Origin of the sequence: Shewanella khirikhana (genome assembly GCF_003957745.1) — a bacterium.
Classification (GTDB): Bacteria; Pseudomonadota; Gammaproteobacteria; order Enterobacterales; family Shewanellaceae; genus Shewanella; species Shewanella khirikhana.
Window position 1 is genome coordinate 563,293 of sequence record NZ_CP020373.1, and the last position, 16,983, is coordinate 580,275.

At 54.0% G+C, this 16,983-nt stretch carries 14 protein-coding genes and 2 tRNA genes; 15 read left to right on the top strand and 1 reads right to left on the bottom strand.

Annotated features, from left to right (window positions below):
- Positions 1 to 17: 17 nt before the first annotated feature.
- From glmM to rpsO, 11 genes are all read left to right on the top strand, one after another.
- Complete coding sequence (gene glmM / locus STH12_RS02415; RefSeq protein ID WP_126166086.1) at positions 18 to 1,355, top strand: phosphoglucosamine mutase; 1,338 nt, start codon at positions 18 to 20, stop codon at positions 1,353 to 1,355.
- 169 nt (positions 1,356 to 1,524) lie between these two features.
- On the top strand, positions 1,525 to 2,307 hold the full coding sequence (tpiA, locus tag STH12_RS02420) for a triose-phosphate isomerase (RefSeq protein WP_126166087.1): 783 nt from the start codon (positions 1,525 to 1,527) through the stop codon (positions 2,305 to 2,307).
- 1 nt (position 2,308) lies between these two features.
- On the top strand, positions 2,309 to 2,635 hold the full coding sequence (gene secG / locus STH12_RS02425; protein ID WP_126166088.1) for a preprotein translocase subunit SecG: 327 nt from the start codon (positions 2,309 to 2,311) through the stop codon (positions 2,633 to 2,635).
- Positions 2,636 to 2,647: 12 nt separating this feature from the next.
- Positions 2,648 to 2,734: transfer RNA gene (locus tag STH12_RS02430), tRNA-Leu, on the top strand.
- Positions 2,735 to 2,816: 82 nt separating this feature from the next.
- Positions 2,817 to 2,893 (top strand) — tRNA-Met (locus STH12_RS02435).
- A 168-nt stretch (positions 2,894 to 3,061) separates the two neighbouring features.
- A complete protein-coding gene (gene rimP / locus STH12_RS02440; RefSeq protein ID WP_126166089.1) occupies positions 3,062 to 3,517 on the top strand; it encodes a ribosome maturation factor RimP in 456 nt (151 codons plus the stop codon).
- Between the two features lie 27 nt (positions 3,518 to 3,544).
- Positions 3,545 to 5,044 carry a transcription termination factor NusA gene (gene nusA, locus STH12_RS02445; RefSeq protein WP_126166090.1) on the top strand — a complete coding sequence of 500 codons (1,500 nt, stop codon included), beginning with the start codon at positions 3,545 to 3,547 and terminating at the stop codon, positions 5,042 to 5,044.
- 24 nt (positions 5,045 to 5,068) lie between these two features.
- Positions 5,069 to 7,711: a translation initiation factor IF-2 gene (gene infB, locus STH12_RS02450; RefSeq protein WP_126166091.1), complete on the top strand. Its 2,643-nt coding sequence runs from the start codon at positions 5,069 to 5,071 to the stop codon at positions 7,709 to 7,711.
- A gap of 52 nt (positions 7,712 to 7,763) precedes the next feature.
- Positions 7,764 to 8,177 carry a 30S ribosome-binding factor RbfA gene (gene rbfA, locus STH12_RS02455; RefSeq protein ID WP_126166092.1) on the top strand — a complete coding sequence of 138 codons (414 nt, stop codon included), beginning with the start codon at positions 7,764 to 7,766 and terminating at the stop codon, positions 8,175 to 8,177.
- Positions 8,177 to 9,124: a tRNA pseudouridine(55) synthase TruB gene (gene truB, locus STH12_RS02460; protein ID WP_126166093.1), complete on the top strand. Its 948-nt coding sequence runs from the start codon at positions 8,177 to 8,179 to the stop codon at positions 9,122 to 9,124. Before rbfA ends, truB begins: the two co-directional genes overlap by 1 nt.
- A 98-nt stretch (positions 9,125 to 9,222) precedes the next feature.
- Positions 9,223 to 9,492, top strand: coding sequence for a 30S ribosomal protein S15 (rpsO, locus tag STH12_RS02465; protein ID WP_126166094.1), 270 nt, complete (start codon positions 9,223 to 9,225; stop codon positions 9,490 to 9,492).
- 92 nt (positions 9,493 to 9,584) lie between these two features.
- Here rpsO and STH12_RS02470 read toward each other — a convergent pair whose 3' ends face one another.
- Entirely contained in the window at positions 9,585 to 11,627 is a 2,043-nt protein-coding gene (locus STH12_RS02470; protein WP_126166095.1) for a putative bifunctional diguanylate cyclase/phosphodiesterase, read from the bottom strand.
- A gap of 187 nt (positions 11,628 to 11,814) precedes the next feature.
- Here STH12_RS02470 and pnp point away from each other — a divergent pair, with 187 nt between their 5' ends.
- The 4 genes from pnp (at position 11,815) to STH12_RS02490 (ending at position 16,975) form a co-directional block, all read left to right on the top strand.
- Entirely contained in the window at positions 11,815 to 13,914 is a 2,100-nt protein-coding gene (gene pnp / locus STH12_RS02475; protein ID WP_126166096.1) for a polyribonucleotide nucleotidyltransferase, read from the top strand.
- Between the two features lie 178 nt (positions 13,915 to 14,092).
- A complete protein-coding gene (gene nlpI, locus STH12_RS02480; RefSeq protein ID WP_126169392.1) occupies positions 14,093 to 15,001 on the top strand; it encodes a lipoprotein NlpI in 909 nt (302 codons plus the stop codon).
- A gap of 105 nt (positions 15,002 to 15,106) precedes the next feature.
- Positions 15,107 to 16,693 carry a peptide chain release factor 3 gene (gene prfC / locus STH12_RS02485; protein WP_126166097.1) on the top strand — a complete coding sequence of 529 codons (1,587 nt, stop codon included), beginning with the start codon at positions 15,107 to 15,109 and terminating at the stop codon, positions 16,691 to 16,693.
- 102 nt (positions 16,694 to 16,795) lie between these two features.
- A complete protein-coding gene (locus tag STH12_RS02490) occupies positions 16,796 to 16,975 on the top strand; it encodes a hypothetical protein (RefSeq protein ID WP_126166098.1) in 180 nt (59 codons plus the stop codon).
- Positions 16,976 to 16,983: the final 8 nt, after the last annotated feature.

A 16,983-nucleotide genomic window follows, 5' to 3' on the forward strand; every position in this document is an offset into this window, starting at 1 on the left:
AGTAAATGGGGTAGAGCGTGTCGCAACGTAAATTTTTTGGAACCGATGGCATTCGTGGCAAGGTAGGTTCAGGCCAGATGACGCCTGAACTGGCGCTTAAGCTGGGCTGGGCCGCCGGCAGGGTTCTGGCCCGTACCGGAACCCGCAAGGTGATTATTGGTAAAGACACCCGCATTTCGGGTTATATGTTTGAGTCGGCGCTGGAAGCGGGTTTTTCATCCGCTGGATTGAATGTGCTGCTGATGGGGCCAATGCCTACGCCGGCCGTTGCCTATCTTACCCGTACCTTCCGCGCCGAAGCCGGGGTGGTGATCAGCGCTTCCCACAATCCTTATTATGATAACGGCATCAAGTTCTTCTCCACTGACGGCAGCAAGTTAGATGACGAGATTGAACTGCAAATTGAAGCTGAACTCGAAAAGCCACTGGAGTGTGCTGAGTCCCAGCACCTTGGCAAGGTGTCCCGTATCGACGATGCCCGCGGCCGTTATATTGAATATTGCAAAGGTAACTTCCCCGCAGATCAGACCCTGAGTGGCCTTAAAATCGTGGTGGATTGTGCCCACGGCGCAACCTATCACATTGCCCCGGCGGTATTCCGTGAACTCGGCGCCGATGTCGTTGCCATTGGCATTGAGCCAAACGGCATGAACATCAACGATAAGTGCGGTGCTACCTCCATGGCAGCCATCCGTGACAAGGTAATCGAAGTTAAAGCTGATCTGGGGATTGCCCTGGATGGCGACGGCGACCGAATCATGATGGTGACCCGTGATGGAGAGATTGTCGATGGCGACCAAATCCTTTATATCCTTGCCCGCGATGCCAAAGAGCGCGGCATTCTTAAAGGCGGCGTGGTAGGCACGCAAATGGCCAACCTCGGTTTGGAGCTGGCATTAAAAGAAGAAGGCATTCCTTTTGCCCGCTCCAAAGTGGGCGACCGCTATGTGATGGAACTGCTGAAAGAGCATGGCTGGCGCATTGGCGGCGAAAACTCTGGTCATATTCTCAATCTCGACCATGGCACTACAGGTGACGGCATTGTGGCAGGTATCCTGGTGCTGGCGGCGATGCGTCGCAGCGGTAAAGATCTGAAAGAGATGATTAATGATCTGAAGATGTTCCCGCAAATTCTGGTCAATGTCCGCTTTGAAGGCGATAAGAATCCACTGGAAGCTGAAAGCGTGACTGCCAAGGTTGCCGAAGTTGAGCGTGAGCTTGGTGAACGCGGCCGGGTACTGCTGCGCAAATCCGGCACCGAGCCGCTGCTGCGGGTGATGGTGGAAGGTGAGCACAAAGACACGGTAACCCGTCTTGCCAATGCAATTGCCGATGCGGTAAAAGCGGCGGTGTAAAAGCGTTAATGTATAAATTTTAGTAGCTTAGCGCGCGTTTTAAGCAAAAATGGGCTCGCTGGAATAAAAAAGCAACAGTCGAGCCTGTTTTTGCCAAAAAGTCGAAAATAGGTGTTGTAACTTAAAACGCGGTTCGCTATTATTCGCTCCGCTTTCAGAGGAGATGGTGATGGCACTCAGGCGTCCAATGGTAGCAGGTAACTGGAAGATGAATGGCAGCTCAGCGCTGGCTCAGGAACTCTTCAGCAAGTTTGCCGTTAAGCTCCAAAACGATTCAGCGGAAGTCGTGTTGTGTCCGCCGGCAATTTACCTTGAAAGCGTCAGGCAACTGCTTGAAGCGAATAAAGAAGCCCTCAACGGCTGCTTGGTTCGAATGGGCGCGCAAAACTTAAGTCAACATGACTTTGGTGCCTATACCGGTGAAATATCCGGGCAGATGCTGAAAGATTCCGGATGTCGATATGTAATTGTCGGACATTCAGAGCGGCGAAGAATGTATGGTGAAACCAGCGACATAGTCGCAGAGAAGTTCGCCGCCGCTCAAAAGCACGGACTGACCCCAATACTTTGTGTTGGTGAATCCGGTCCAGCGCGTGAAGCAAGACGCACCTTCGAGGTGATTGCAGAAGAGCTGGATGTGGTGATCGAAAAGAACGGCACCATGGCTTTTGATAATGCCATTATCGCTTACGAGCCGCTTTGGGCAGTAGGCACAGGCAAAAGCGCTACACCAGAGCAAGCCCAGGAAGTGCATGCGTTTATACGCAGAAGGCTCTCTGAAGTGTCTCCCTTTATCGGCGAGAACATCAGGATCCTCTACGGCGGCAGTGTGACGCCGAGCAATGCGGCAGATTTGTTTGCCCAGCCTGATGTTGATGGTGGACTGATTGGCGGAGCCAGTTTAAACTCAACCGAGTTTTTAACCCTGTGTTCCATAGCAATGAGCGCATGATATGTACGAAGTACTGATAGTTATTTACTTGTTGGTTGCCCTGGGTCTGATTGGCCTGGTACTCATCCAGCAAGGTAAAGGGGCCGATATGGGCGCGTCATTTGGCGCCGGTGCATCGGGTACCCTGTTTGGTTCCAGTGGTTCAGGCAACTTTTTGACCCGTTCCACAGCCATCCTTGCAGTGGCGTTTTTCACTCTGAGCCTGATCATCGGCAACCTGAGTGCACACCACGTGAAGCAGGAAGATAAATGGAACAACATCGGTTCTGAACCTGCCGCTCAGGAAGTTCAGCAAACCGAACAGTCAGAGACCAAAATCCCTGACTAAAAAGCAAGATTAGCCGAGGTGGTGAAATTGGTAGACGCGCAGCCTTGAGGTGGCTGTGTCCTAACGGACGTGCGGGTTCAAGTCCCGCCCTCGGCACCAATTTTAAAAACGACTGTTACAGCTTAAGCGACTATCAGTCATTGCAAGAAACGACGTAAGTCAATATACTTGCAGCAGTTGACGCGGGGTGGAGCAGCTTGGTAGCTCGTCGGGCTCATAACCCGAAGGTCGTCGGTTCAAATCCGGCCCCCGCAACCAGCTCCCAGTTTCGAATTTACGGAAGAATTCGCTACTGTAAACAGGTTCTTAGAAGCAATGACCTCGTTATTACGGGGTTTTTTGTTATATGGACTTTCAGATCCGCCGCGAGGTTTGCGGTACAGTACTGGGGCTTTATAGCCCTTTTTTGTTTTTTGGGGGGTCACTTTGGCGACTTTGGAAACCAGACTGGCAGAGATGCTGACACCGGCTGTCGAAGCCTTGGGCTATGAGGTGTGGGGCATTGAATACGTGCAAGCGGGTAAACATTCTATCCTGCGCGTTTATATCGACAGCGAGAAGGGCATTTCCGTGGACGACTGCGCCGAATCCAGTCGCCAAATCAGTGCGATCCTCGATGTTGAAGATCCTATTTCTCACGAATTCACCCTTGAGGTGTCTTCACCCGGGCTAGACCGCCCGTTGTTCAACGCGGCTCAGTATGCCCGTTACATCGGTGAAGATGTGAAAGTACAACTGACCATGCCTGTGGAAGGCAGTCGGAATTTGAAAGGCGTTATCGACACGGTTGACGGCCAGATGCTGACCATCAAAGTCGATGGCAAAGCGTTGGTCGTTGCCCTGGACAATATCCGCAAAGGCAACATTATTGCGAAGTTTTGATAGTTTCAAGGTGAACGAGGCAAGACGATGAATAAAGAGATTCTGCTGGTCGCTGAAGCGGTTTCAAATGAAAAAGCCGTTCCGCGTGAAAAGATTTTTGAGGCGCTGGAAACCGCACTGGCCACGGCTACCAAGAAAAAGTACGAAGGTGATATCGACGTTCGTGTGGCTATCGATCGCAAGACCGGTGACTACGAAACGTTCCGCCGCTGGATGGTGGTAGAGGATAACGGCGAAGCGCTGGAAAACCCTTACCGCGAAATTACCCTCGAAGCCGCTCGCTATGAAGATCCTGAAATTCAGGTTGGCGAGTTTATCGAGGACGAAATTGAGTCCGTGGTATTCGACCGTATCACCACCCAAACTGCCAAGCAGGTTATCGTGCAGAAAGTGCGCGAAGCCGAACGTGCTCAGGTAGTTGAACAGTTTTACGATAAAGAAGGCGAGATCATCACAGGTGTGGTTAAAAAGTCCAACCGTGACAGCGTGATCGTTGACCTTGGCAACAACGCCGATGGCGTGCTGTACAAGGAAGACCTGATTGCCCGTGAATCTTTCCGCCCAGGCGACCGCGTTCGTGCCCTGCTGTATGCAGTACGCCCTGAGGCCCGTGGCGCTCAGTTGTATCTGACCCGCACCAAGCCGGAAATGCTGATTGAGCTGTTCCGTGTTGAAGTGCCAGAAATTGCTGACGAAATGATTGAGGTTATGGGTGCAGCCCGTGACCCAGGTAGTCGCGCCAAGATTGCCGTGAAGTCCAACGACCGCCGCATCGATCCTATCGGTGCCTGTGTCGGTATGCGTGGTGCCCGTGTGCAAGCCGTCTCTAACGAGCTCGGTGGTGAGCGCGTGGATATCGTGCTGTGGGACGACAACCCAGCCCAGTTCGTGATCAACGCCATGGCCCCTGCCGATGTGGCTTCTATCATCGTTGATGAAGACAACCACTCGATGGACATCGCGGTTGAAGCGGACTCTCTGGCCCAGGCCATCGGCCGCAATGGTCAGAACGTGCGTCTGGCAACTCAGCTGACCGGTTGGGTACTGAACGTAATGACAGTGGAAGACATGAACGCCAAGCACCAGGCCGAAAGCGCCAAGGTGGTTACCCTGTTCATGGAGTCACTGGACGTAGATGAAGATTTTGCTCAGGTGCTGGCCGATGAAGGCTTCACCTCACTGGAAGAAGTGGCTTACGTACCCGTAGCTGAACTGCTGGCCATCGACGGCTTTGACGACGACATCGTTGAAGCGCTGCGCGAGCGTGCCAAAGCAGCTATCTCTACCCGTGCGTTGGCCTCGGAAGAAGCCCTGGACGGCGCTGAGCCGAGCGAAGAGCTGCTGAATCTTGACGGTATGGAGCGTCACCTGGCGTTTGTACTGGCCAGCCGTGGCGTTGTCACTCTGGAAGATTTGGCCGAACAAGGCATTGATGATTTGATCGAAATAGAAGAATTGACAGAAGAAAAAGCCGGCGCGCTGATCATGGCTGCCCGTAACATCTGTTGGTTTGGCGAAGAGTCTTAAGTCGATCAACAGGGGAGGTAACTAATGACGGAAATGACGGTAGAGAAATTAGCCACAGAAGTTGGCAAATCTGTTGAGCGACTGATTGAACAGTTCGCCCAGGCCGGTATCAAAAAGGCCAAAGCCGACAGTGTGACAGAAACTGAAAAGCAGCAGCTGCTTGATTATCTCAAGAAGCAACACGGCGGCGACGCGCAGCCAACCAAGATGACGCTGCAGCGTAAAACTGTGTCTACCCTGAGTGTATCCAGCGGTGGCCAGTCTAAAGACGTTAAAGTAGAAGTGCGTAAGAAGCGTACTTTCGTGAAGCGTGATGGCAACGAAGCTGCCCTGAAAGCGGAAGAAGAAGCCCGCGCTCAGGCAGAAGCCGAAGCCGCTGCCAAGGCAAAAGCCGAAGCAGAGGCTGCTGCCAAAGCAAAAGCCGAAGCTGACGCCAAGGCCAAAGCCGAAGCCGCTGCCAAGGCAAAAGCCAAGGCAGAAGCTGATGCCAAGGCTGCTTCCAAAGATCCGGCCAAACAGGCTGAGACCGAAGAAGCTCGCGCCGAAGCTGCCCGCCTGAAAGCGCAGCAGGAAGAAACTGCTAAGCGTAAGGCCGACGAAGAAGCTGCCGCTGCCAAAGAAAAGGCGCGTGCACTGGCTGAAGAAAACGAAAGCCGTTGGGCCGAAGAAGAGCGTCGTCGCATCGAGGCCGAGCGTTTTGGCGATCACCATGTGACCACCTCTAAAGTGGCCCGTGCCGCCGAAGACACCGCCGATCAGGACGAAGAGAAGCGTGGCCGTCGCAACCGCAACAAGACTCAGACCAAGAGTAAGCGTGGTGGTAAAGATGCCCGTGAAGGTCGTGAGAAGCACATGCGTCACAAGAACACGCCTGAGTCCATGGCACACGGCTTTAACAAGCCTGTGGCTGCTGTGAACCGTGAAGTGCGTGTTGGTGAAACCGTTACTGTAGCCGAGCTGGCGCAGAAGATGGCCGTGAAAGCTACCGAAATCATCAAGCAGATGATGAAGATGGGCTCCATGGTTACCATCAACCAGGTGCTGGATCAGGAAACTGCTCAGCTGGTTGCCGAGGAGATGGGCCACAAGGTGGTACTGCTGCGTGAAAACGAGCTGGAGCATCAGGTACTGGCCGACCGTGACGATGATGAGAAGCTGGAGCCACGCGCCCCGGTAGTAACCATCATGGGTCACGTTGACCACGGTAAGACCTCGCTGCTGGATTATATCCGCCGTGCCAAGGTTGCCGCCGGTGAAGCAGGTGGTATTACCCAGCATATCGGTGCATACCACGTAGAAACCGATAACGGCATGATCACCTTCTTGGATACCCCAGGTCACGCCGCGTTTACCGCAATGCGTGCACGTGGTGCCAAGGCAACTGACATCGTAATTCTGGTAGTGGCCGCCGATGACGGCGTAATGCCACAGACCATCGAAGCTATCCAGCACGCCAAGGCCGGTAACGTGCCTTTGATTGTGGCTGTGAACAAGATGGATAAGCCAGAAGCCGATCCGGATCGCGTGAAGAGCGAGCTGGCCCAGCACGCCGTTATGTCGGAAGACTGGGGTGGCGACAACATGTTCGTTCACGTATCTGCCAAAGCGGGTACCGGTGTTGACGAACTGCTCGAAGCCATTCTGCTGCAGGCCGAAGTGCTGGAACTCAAGGCTCGCCGCGAAGGTATGGCCGCCGGTGTGGTTATCGAATCTCAGCTCGACAAGGGCCGTGGTCCGGTAGCAACCGTTCTGGTTCAGGAAGGTACACTGCGTCAGGGCGACATCGTTCTGTGTGGTCTCGAGTACGGTAAAATCCGTGCCATGAAAGACGAGAACGGCAAGCCAATTCAGGAAGCCGGTCCTTCTATTCCAGTAGAGATCCTGGGTCTGTCTGGCGTACCTTCAGCCGGTGATGAAGCCACTGTAGTGCGTGACGAGCGTAAAGCCCGTGAAGTTGCCCTGTATCGTCAAGGCAAGTTCCGTGAAGTTAAGCTGGCACGTCAGCAGAAGGCCAAGCTGGAGAACATGTTCGCCAACATGACCGAAGGCGAAGTACAGGAACTGAACGTGGTACTGAAGGCCGACGTACAGGGTTCTCTGGAAGCCATTTCCGACTCGCTGCGTAAGCTGTCTACCGACGAAGTGAAGGTCAATATCATTGCTTCCGGTGTGGGTGCGCTGACCGAAACCGACGCCACTCTGGCTGCGGCCTCGAACGCCATCATGGTTGGCTTTAACGTGCGTGCCGATGCTCAGGCCCGTAAGACCATCGAATCTGAAGCCGTTGATCTGCGCTACTACAGCGTGATCTACGACCTGATTGACGAAGTGAAGTCTGCCATGAGCGGCATGCTGTCACCTGAGTTCAAGCAGCAGATCATCGGTCTGGCCGAAGTGCGCGATGTGTTCAAGTCGCCTAAACTGGGTGCAATCGCCGGTTGTATGGTCACCGAGGGTGTTGTGAAGCGCAGCGCGCCAATCCGTGTACTGCGTGACAACGTGGTTATCTACGAAGGTGAGCTCGAGTCTCTGCGCCGCTTTAAGGACGACGTTAACGAAGTCCGCAACGGCATGGAGTGTGGTATCGGGGTGAAGAACTACAACGATGTTCGCGTAGGCGACCAAATCGAAGTGTTCGAAACCATCGAAGTCGCACGGACACTCTAACAACCAAAAGGGCGGCTTAGGCCGCCCTTGTTGATTTTACGGTAATAACATCATGGCAAGAGAATTTAGTCGTACCCGCCGCATCGGCCAGCAGCTGCAACAGGAGCTGGCAATGGTGCTGCAGCGGGATATGAAAGATCCCCGTATCGGCATGGTGACAGTGAATGATGTGGACGTGTCCCGCGATCTGAGCCACGCCAAGGTTTATGTCACCTTCTTCGAAGAAGATCCAAAAATTATTGAGGACAAGCTGGCTGCCCTTAACGCCGCTGCGCCCTTCGCTCGTACCCTGGTTGCTGGCCGCATGAAGCTGCGGGTGATGCCTGAACTGCGCTTTATCTACGACGCCTCTTTGGTGGAAGGTATGCGCATGTCCAACCTGGTTAGCCAGGTGATCCGCAATGACGAAGCCAAAAAAGGCCACGCCGACGAAGAAGGCGAGGCTACCGAGGGCGGAGAAAACTGATGGCAAGACGCACCAAGGGCCGCAATATCGACGGCATAGTGCTGCTCGATAAACCCACTGGCATGAGTTCCAACCATGCATTGCAGCGGGTGAAGCGGCTTTACAATGCGGCCAAAGCCGGCCACACAGGTGCGCTCGATCCGCTGGCAACTGGCATGCTGCCAGTGTGTCTGGGCGAGGCAACCAAGTTTTCATCGCATCTCTTGGATGCCGATAAGCGTTATCTGGTAACCGCCAAACTGGGTGAGCGTACCGATACCAGTGATTCCGACGGCGAAGTGGTCAGCACCCGACCGCTGAACTTTACCCAGGACGCACTGGATGCGGCGCTGGACAGTTTCCGCGGCGATACCATGCAGGTGCCGTCCATGTTCTCGGCGCTCAAGTATCAGGGCCAGCCCCTGTACAAATATGCCCGCGAAGGTAAGGAAGTGCCCCGCGAAGCACGGCCAATCACTGTGTTCGAGCTTAACTTTATCAAGCTTGAAGGCGATGAGCTGACGCTGGATATCCACTGCTCCAAGGGAACTTACATCCGTACCATCATCGATGACCTCGGTGAAAAACTTGGCTGTGGTGCTCACGTCATTATGCTGCGCCGCACTGCCGTGGCGGCCTACCCCTATGAGCGTATGGTCACCATCGAAGAGTTGGAAGCGCTGGTAGCACAGGCCGAAGAGCAGGGCGTCGAGTCCAAGACTCTGCTCGACCAACTGCTGCTGCCGATGGACACCGCGGTGGCCGACTTGCCCGAAGTGAACATTCCCGATGCGGTGGCGCCTTATCTGATGAATGGTAATCCGGTTCGGGTTGCTGGCATCAGCGGCGATTCGCTGATGCGGATCACCCTCGGTGAAGCCAGACGCTTCGTTGGCATCGGCAAGATGAACGACGATGGTCAATTGGCGCCCAAGCGCTTGGTTGTCTTCACAAACGACAACGATTAAAGCGGTTGCGGCCAAGGTTGAATGCGGCTAAAATAGCGCGTCTTCTCGGCTGAGTTAGTGATCGGCTGAGACAATTTACTGATATTTTGGAGATATTCATGTCACTAAGTACTGAAGCTAAAGCAAAAATCCTGGCTGAGTTTGGCCGTGGTGAAAACGACACTGGTTCTACTGAAGTTCAGGTAGCTCTGCTGACTGCTCAGATCAACCACCTGCAGGGTCACTTCAAGACTCACATCCACGATCATCACTCACGTCGTGGTCTGCTGCGTATGGTTAGCTCTCGTCGTAAGCTGCTGTCTTACCTGCAGCGTACCGATGCTCAGCGTTACACTGCGCTGATCCAAAAGCTGGGTCTGCGTCGCTAATCAGCACCGCAGATACAGGAAAAAGGAGGCTTATGCCTCCTTTTTTCATGCCTGTTTTTCAGGCTTGTGGGTGCTTGATGACCTAATCAGTATCAGCCACTCAAATCATGGACGCTGGCGGTACTGCTTTGGAAATACTTCTGTTCAAACTCTTCCACCGGCAGCGGCGGGCTGAAATAAAAGCCCTGACCCACACCACAACCGGCTTTTCTCAGCCACTCCAGTTGCAGCTCATTTTCAATCCCTTCAGCCACAATACGCAGATCCAGCTGCTTACCCAGCATCAGAATAGTCGAGGCGATGGCGCTGTCGCTTGGCAGGTCAGACACGAAGCAGCGGTCGATTTTCATGGTGGTGATGGGCAAGTGGCGCAGGTACGACAGCGACGAATAGCCGGTACCAAAGTCATCCACAGCAATACCAAAACCCGCATTCTTAAGCTGCTCAAGCTTGCTGATGGCCGCTTCCACATCGCTCATCAATGAGGTTTCGGTGATTTCGATTTCCAGCAGCTCCGGCTGGATTTGATAGCGCAATGCCATTTGTTTGATGTCGGGCACCAGGCTTGCGTCGGCAAACTGCTGTGATGCGACATTTACCGCAATAGGGATGGCAAAGTTATATTGCTTTTGCCATTGGCGCAGCGTCTTGCAGCTTTGCTCCAATACCCAGCGGCCGATGGGCACTATGATGCCGGTTTCTTCTGCCACAGGAATAAACGACATGGGGCTTATCAGACGGCCATCTTTTTTCCAGCGAATAAGCGCTTCACAGCCCATGAGTTTGCCGGTGGACAGGTCCAGTTTGGGCTGAAAGTGCAGCAGAAACTCATCGTTTTTCAGGGCATCGTGCAGCGAGGCTTCGGTGCGCAGACGCACGGCCGCGCGCTCGGTCATTTGCTGCTTGAAGAAGGCCCATTGGTTCGAGCCGGAGGCCTTGGCGCTGTACATGGCGATATCAGCGTGGCGAATAAGATCTTCGGCGCTGTTACCGTCTTCCGGGTAGAGGGAGATCCCTACCGATGCGGCCGGGTGGATTGAGTGGTCACCAAGCTGAATTGGGTTATTTAGCTGAAACAGCAGCTTATCAACAAAGTCTGCCGCCATATCGGCGGAGTTAATTTCATCAGCCAGAATTACGAACTCGTCACCGCCAAGGCGGGCGACTGTGCCTTTATCACCGACAACCCGCTCAAGCAGCCGCGCAATACGTGCAAGGAACTGATCGCCAAGGGCATGACCAAGGGAGTCGTTTACGTTTTTGAAGCGGTCCAGGTCGATAAACAGCAGTGCGAAGGCACGTCTGTGCACTCTGGCGCGCTGAATGGTCACGGCAATGGTTTCCAGCAGCAGGGTGCGATTTGGTAGCCCGGTGAGCGGGTCTCTGGTGGCCATCTTGCGCAGCTTGCTTTGGGTTTGGCCAAATTGCAGCAGAATTTGATTCAGCTTGGTGGTTACCAGCCCGAGCTCGTCGTCCTTGTGGGCATCTGAAATCGGCAGCAGGTTTTCATCGGGGGACTCAGGCTCAATCTTGTCGATGGCCTCGCTGATGCGGGCAATGGGCTGAGTCAAAAAGCGGTGGAACACAATCGATAACACCATGGTCAGCAGTAAGGCCCGCGCCAGAGTGGCGAGGAAGCCGACTTTAAGCTGGCCGAACAGGCTGTTGGCAAGCTCCTGGGTATCGTAAAAAATGGTCAGGGTGCCAATCAGTTGCTGCTGGCGTGAGCCTTCAAAGTAGAAGGGGCGGTAAAGGGGACGTGAGATTTCGCGCAGGTCACCAAACAGCTCTTCACTGAGATCGCGAAAAAAGTCTGAATAGGTATTTTTGCTGTTGCTGACTGAGACAAACATGGAACCGTCATCCAGCTCAATCACGGATGCACCCACATGCTCAACTTTGAGCACCCCTTCGAGGGTTTGGCGGGCGAGGTTGTCATCGAGGGCCCAAACGGCGTTGGCGGCAGGCTGTTCAACCGAATCCAGCAGCTCCTGCTGGTTGGAAGTCAGCGCTTCACGGGTGGACATCACCATCAGTGACAGTTCCACAATAAACACGGCAATAGCAAAAAATAGCGCTGAAAAAACAACGAGGTTGGTTTGTTTCCAAGTAAGTGACTTAAACCTTATCGCCATCAATCGGGTTCCGGGTCAGGGAGGACATCGACATACTTGGCGCCTGGCGCTCTTTTTTGCCGACCAATAATCCTCACTTTAGTGAAAAGTTGCAGATTTGTCACCAGAATCCGCTCTTTAACTATCTGCTTGACTTGCAGTATACTTACGCGCGTATTTCAAGGTCATTAATTAAGGAATGGGTCACGTGAATCCTATCGTAAAAAGTTTTGAGTATGGTCAGCATACAGTCACCCTGGAAACAGGTGTAATCGCTCGTCAAGCCGATGGTGCCGTTATGGCCAGCATGGGCGACACTACAGTTCTGGTAACTGTTGTGGGCAAAAAGGAAGCGGACCCAGGCCGTGACTTCTTTCCGCTGACTGTAAACTATCAGGAGAAGACCTACGCAGCCGGTAAGATCCCAGGTGGATTCTTCAAGCGTGAAGGCCGTCCTTCTGAAGACGAAACTCTGATTGCCCGTCTCATCGACCGTCCTATCCGTCCTCTGTTCCCCGATGACTTTACCAACGAAGTACAGGTCATCATCACAGTGGTATCGGTAGATCCTCAGATTGAGCCGGACATCGTTGCCATGATTGGTACCTCCGCTGCGCTGGCTATCTCCGGTATTCCTTTCAACGGTCCTCTGGGCGCTGCCCGTGTGGGTTATGTGAACGGCGAATACGTACTGAACCCAGGTGCCGCCGAACTGGCTGGCAGTGAACTGGATCTGGTGGTTGCCGGTACCCAGGGCGCCGTACTGATGGTGGAATCTGAAGCTAAATCTCTGCCGGAAGAAGTGATGCTGGGCGCCGTGGTTTACGGTCATGACCAGCAGCAGGTTGTTATCTCTGCCATCAACGAGTTTGCTGCCGAAGCCGGCAAGCCACGTTGGGATTGGACTGCACCTGTTAAGAACGAAACTCTGGTTGCGCAAATCAAAGAACTGGCCGAAGAAGGTCTGACTGCCGCTTACCAGATCATGGCCAAGCAAGAGCGTTACGAAGCCGTTGGTGAAGTGAAGAAAGCCACCATCGCCAAGCTGCAGGAAGCCAATCCTGAAGTGAACGTACGTGAAGCCGCCGATCTGCTGGGTAGCCTCGAGAAGAACGTAGTTCGCAGCCGCATCATCGCTGGCATGCCACGTATCGATGGCCGCGAGCCAGACATGATCCGTGCCCTGTCTGTAATGGCCGGTGTACTGCCACGTACCCACGGCAGCGCGCTGTTCACCCGCGGTGAAACTCAGGCGCTGGTAACCTGTACTCTGGGTACCGAGCGTGATGCTCAGAAGATTGACTCCATCATGGGCGAGCGCACCAACCGCTTCATGCTGCACTACAACTTCCCTCCATACTCTGTGGGTGAAACCGGTATGGTTGGCTCGCCAAAGCGCCGCGAAATCGGTCACGGCAAGCTGGCATGGCGTGGTATCAATGCGGTAATGCCGTCTGCCGAAGAGTTCCCATACTCTGTACGTGTGGTATCTGAAATCACCGAGTCCAACGGTTCTTCTTCCATGGCCTCTGTGTGCGGTACCTCTCTGGCGCTGATGGATGCCGGTGTACCTATCAAGACTTCCGTGGCTGGTATTGCCATGGGTCTGGTGAAAGAAGGCGACAACTTCGTGGTTCTGTCTGACATCCTGGGTGACGAAGATCACCTGGGCGACATGGACTTCAAAGTAGCCGGTACCCGTGATGGTGTTACTGCACTGCAGATGGACATCAAAATCGAAGGTATCACCAAAGAAATCATGGAAATCGCTCTGCAACAGGCTTACGGCGCCCGCGTTCACATCCTGAACGTGATGGACCAGGCCATCGGCAGCGCCCGTCCAGATATCTCTGACTTCGCACCACGTATCACCACCATCAAGATCAACCCAGAGAAGATCCGTGATGTTATCGGTAAAGGCGGCGCGGTTATTCGTGCGCTGACCGAAGAAACCGGTACCACCATCGAGCTGGAAGATGACGGTACTGTGAAGATTGCCTCTAACAATGGCGACGCTACCCGCGAAGCTATCCGCCGCATCGAGGAAATCACCTCTGAAGTGGAAGTGGGCCGTCTGTACACAGGTAAGGTTATCCGTATCGTTGACTTCGGTGCCTTCGTGAACATCCTGCCTGGCAAAGATGGTCTGGTACACATCTCTCAGATCAGCGATGAGCGTGTAGCCAACGTATCTGACCACCTGCAACTGAACCAGGAAGTTACCGTGAAGGTAATGGAAGTGGATCGTCAGGGTCGTGTGCGTCTGTCTATCAAAGAAGCACAAACCAAAGAGCCAGCCGCTGAATAATTGCTGCTGAGCTGACATAAAAAGGAGATCTTCGGATCTCCTTTTTTTATTGCTACAGCTGCAAGTTTGGCAATTTGTAATAAATATCAATGGCTGATGGCGACACTCGGGATGGATTGCTATGATGGAGCCAAACAGAGCCCATTTGGGTTTCCCTGGTCGTGAAGGTGAGTGTTTGATGGAGCGTAAACTCAAGACGTTGATGTTGTCCGGGCTGTTTGGCTTATCTGTGCTGTCGGGCGGCTGTGCCTCAACCCAGAGCAGTGGTTTCGATAACGCCGGTGAAGGCCGTTTGATGGTGGCGCCGCTGTTACCCGACTATAAGCATGAAGTGGGCCTTGCGAGGCTCAATGAAGTGCTGGCCAGCATGGATTTGAACGAAGATCAGCTCTCCCGCGTTTACTACGAACGTGGCGTTATTTACGACACCCTGGGGCTGCGGTTGATGGCCCGACTCGACTTTCATCAGGCGCTGAAAATTCGCCCCAATATTGCCGATGCTTATAATTTCCTTGGTATTTATTACACCCAGGAAGGCGACTTCGACAACGCCTACGAGGCATTTGATGCGGTGCTTGAACTCGAGCCCAACTACGATTACGCCTATCTGAACCGTGGAATTGCCCTCTATTACGGCGAGCGAGCAGACCTTGCGGTGGCGGATATGGATAACTTCCTGCGCCGCGACCCCTCAGATGGTTATCGCGCCCTGTGGTATTTCCTGATTGATGCCGACATTGACCGCGCCGCCGCGCTGGCAAGGCTGGCGGAGCATCGTAAGTCGCTCAAAGGAGATGATTGGGCCAGTGCCATCAGTGACTATTACCTGGGGACCTTGTCCCGCAAAGCGCTGTTTGAGCGCGCCCGCAGCGGCTTGAATCATCCACGTGAATATTCAGAGCGCCTCTGTGAAGCCTACTTCTACGTGGCCAAAGCCGAAGAAGCTGCCGGTAACAAAGAAGCGGCCGCCAATTACTTCCGTCTGGCGCTTGCCACCAACATCTACGACTTTGTCGAACACAGATATGCCCGGGTAGAACTGGGGCGCCTTGCCAATCAGGCACAGGCCGAACTCGAGCAACCCTGAGTCTGTCGTTGTACTCCTCGCCAATATAGGCGAAAATACCCGCCAATTAAGTTCCATTCGAGTCGCCGCCTTCGGGCGGCGACGCTACTTGAAAGAAAGCTATCCATGTCAAATTCACTGCTTGCAGAAGTGGCGTCACGTCGTACGTTCGCCATTATTTCTCACCCCGACGCCGGTAAGACCACTATCACCGAAAAGGTGTTGTTGCACGGCCGTCAAATTCAGACCGCGGGCACGGTGAAAGGCCGCGGCTCCAATCAACATGCCAAGTCTGACTGGATGGAGATGGAAAAGGAGCGTGGTATTTCGGTTACCACCTCTGTGATGCAGTTTCCGTACAACAGCTGTCTGGTGAACCTGCTCGATACCCCCGGCCACGAAGACTTCTCGGAAGATACCTACCGCACCCTGACCGCGGTGGACTCCTGCTTGATGGTGATTGACGCCGCCAAGGGTGTGGAAGACCGTACCCGTAAGCTGATGGAAGTGACCCGTCTGCGTGATACCCCTATCGTGACCTTTATGAACAAGCTCGACCGTGATATTCGCGATCCCATGGAGCTGCTCGACGAGGTAGAGACCGAGCTTAACATCCTCTGCGCTCCTATTACCTGGCCTATCGGCTGCGGTAAGCTGTTCAAGGGCGTTTATCACCTGCACCGTGATGAGACCATTCTGTATCAGACCGGTCATGGCCATACCATTCAGGAACTGCGCATTGTAAAAGGTCTTGATAACCCTGAGCTCGATGCTGCCGTAGGCAGTGACTTTGCCGAGCAGCTGCGTGAAGAGCTGGAACTGGTGCGCGGCGCGTCCAACGAGTTCGACCATGAGCTGTTCCTGCAGGGGGAACTGACCCCGGTTTACTTCGGTACCGCACTGGGTAACTTCGGTGTAGACCATATGCTCGACGGTCTGACTGACTGGGCGCCGGCGCCCATGCCACGTGAAACCAGCGAGCGCACCGTGGAAGCCGGTGAAGACAAGTTCTCCGGCTTCGTGTTTAAAATTCAGGCCAATATGGATCCCAAGCACCGTGACCGCATCGCCTTTATGCGCATTGTGTCGGGCAAGTACACCCAGGGCATGAAGATGAAGCACGTGCGCATTGGTAAAACCGTGAACATCTCCGACGCCGTAACCTTTATGGCTGGTGACCGTGAGCGCGCCGAGGAAGCCTTTGCCGGCGATATTATCGGTCTGCACAACCACGGCACTATCCAGATTGGTGATACCTTTACCCAGGGTGAAGATTTGAAGTTCACCGGTATTCCTAACTTTGCCCCGGAAATGTTCCGCCGCATTCGCCTCAAAGATCCTTTGAAGCAAAAGCAGCTGCTCAAGGGGCTGGTACAGCTCTCTGAAGAGGGCGCGGTGCAGGTATTCCGTCCGCTGGACTCCAACGACCTGATTGTGGGCGCCGTGGGTGTGCTGCAGTTTGAAGTGGTCGTGGCCCGTCTTAAGTCGGAATATAATGTAGAAGCCATCTATGAAGCGGTAAACGTGGCCACCGCCCGCTGGGTATACAGCGACGATGCCCGTAAACTGGATGAGTTCAAGCGCAAGTGTTCCGCCAACCTGGCGCTGGACGGTGGCGATAGCCTGACCTATATCGCCCCCACCATGGTAAACCTGAATCTGTCGATGGAGCGTTATCCCGACATCCAGTTTGCCAAGACCCGGGAGCATTAATTCCCGATTGAAAAAGGCGGGCTTTCCCGCCTTTTTTATTGCCTGAAATTTACCTGTTAGTTGGCTGCTGATATGGCCAGTTGTTATCACGGAGGGAAATCCATGCTGAATGTCATCAAGCGAGCCTGGAAGGCCTATACAGATTGGTGTGACAAGATGGGGCTGACACCGGAAAACCGCCGTTGCTGCGCCCCAAGACTGCAAGACCCACCGCTGGCGAGCGCATCCAAGCCCAACACCGAAGGGCAGGGCGTGGATGCCCCTCAGCACAAAGAGCGCTGATATGTCAG

Bases quoted from the DNA above. Each gene is read 5' to 3' on its own strand.
- nlpI (WP_126169392.1), top strand. From the start codon at position 14,093: ATGGAGCGTAAACTCAAGACGTTGATGTTGTCCGGGCTGTTTGGCTTA.
- rpsO (WP_126166094.1), top strand. From the start codon at position 9,223: ATGTCACTAAGTACTGAAGCTAAAGCAAAAATCCTGGCTGAGTTTGGC.
- prfC (WP_126166097.1), top strand. From the start codon at position 15,107: ATGTCAAATTCACTGCTTGCAGAAGTGGCGTCACGTCGTACGTTCGCC.
- nusA (WP_126166090.1), top strand. From the start codon at position 3,545: ATGAATAAAGAGATTCTGCTGGTCGCTGAAGCGGTTTCAAATGAAAAA.
- infB (WP_126166091.1), top strand. From the start codon at position 5,069: ATGACGGAAATGACGGTAGAGAAATTAGCCACAGAAGTTGGCAAATCT.
- STH12_RS02490 (WP_126166098.1), top strand. From the start codon at position 16,796: ATGCTGAATGTCATCAAGCGAGCCTGGAAGGCCTATACAGATTGGTGT.
- STH12_RS02470 (WP_126166095.1), bottom strand. From the start codon at position 11,627: ATGGCGATAAGGTTTAAGTCACTTACTTGGAAACAAACCAACCTCGTT.
- secG (WP_126166088.1), top strand. From the start codon at position 2,309: ATGTACGAAGTACTGATAGTTATTTACTTGTTGGTTGCCCTGGGTCTG.
- truB (WP_126166093.1), top strand. From the start codon at position 8,177: ATGGCAAGACGCACCAAGGGCCGCAATATCGACGGCATAGTGCTGCTC.
- rbfA (WP_126166092.1), top strand. From the start codon at position 7,764: ATGGCAAGAGAATTTAGTCGTACCCGCCGCATCGGCCAGCAGCTGCAA.
- tpiA (WP_126166087.1), top strand. From the start codon at position 1,525: ATGGCACTCAGGCGTCCAATGGTAGCAGGTAACTGGAAGATGAATGGC.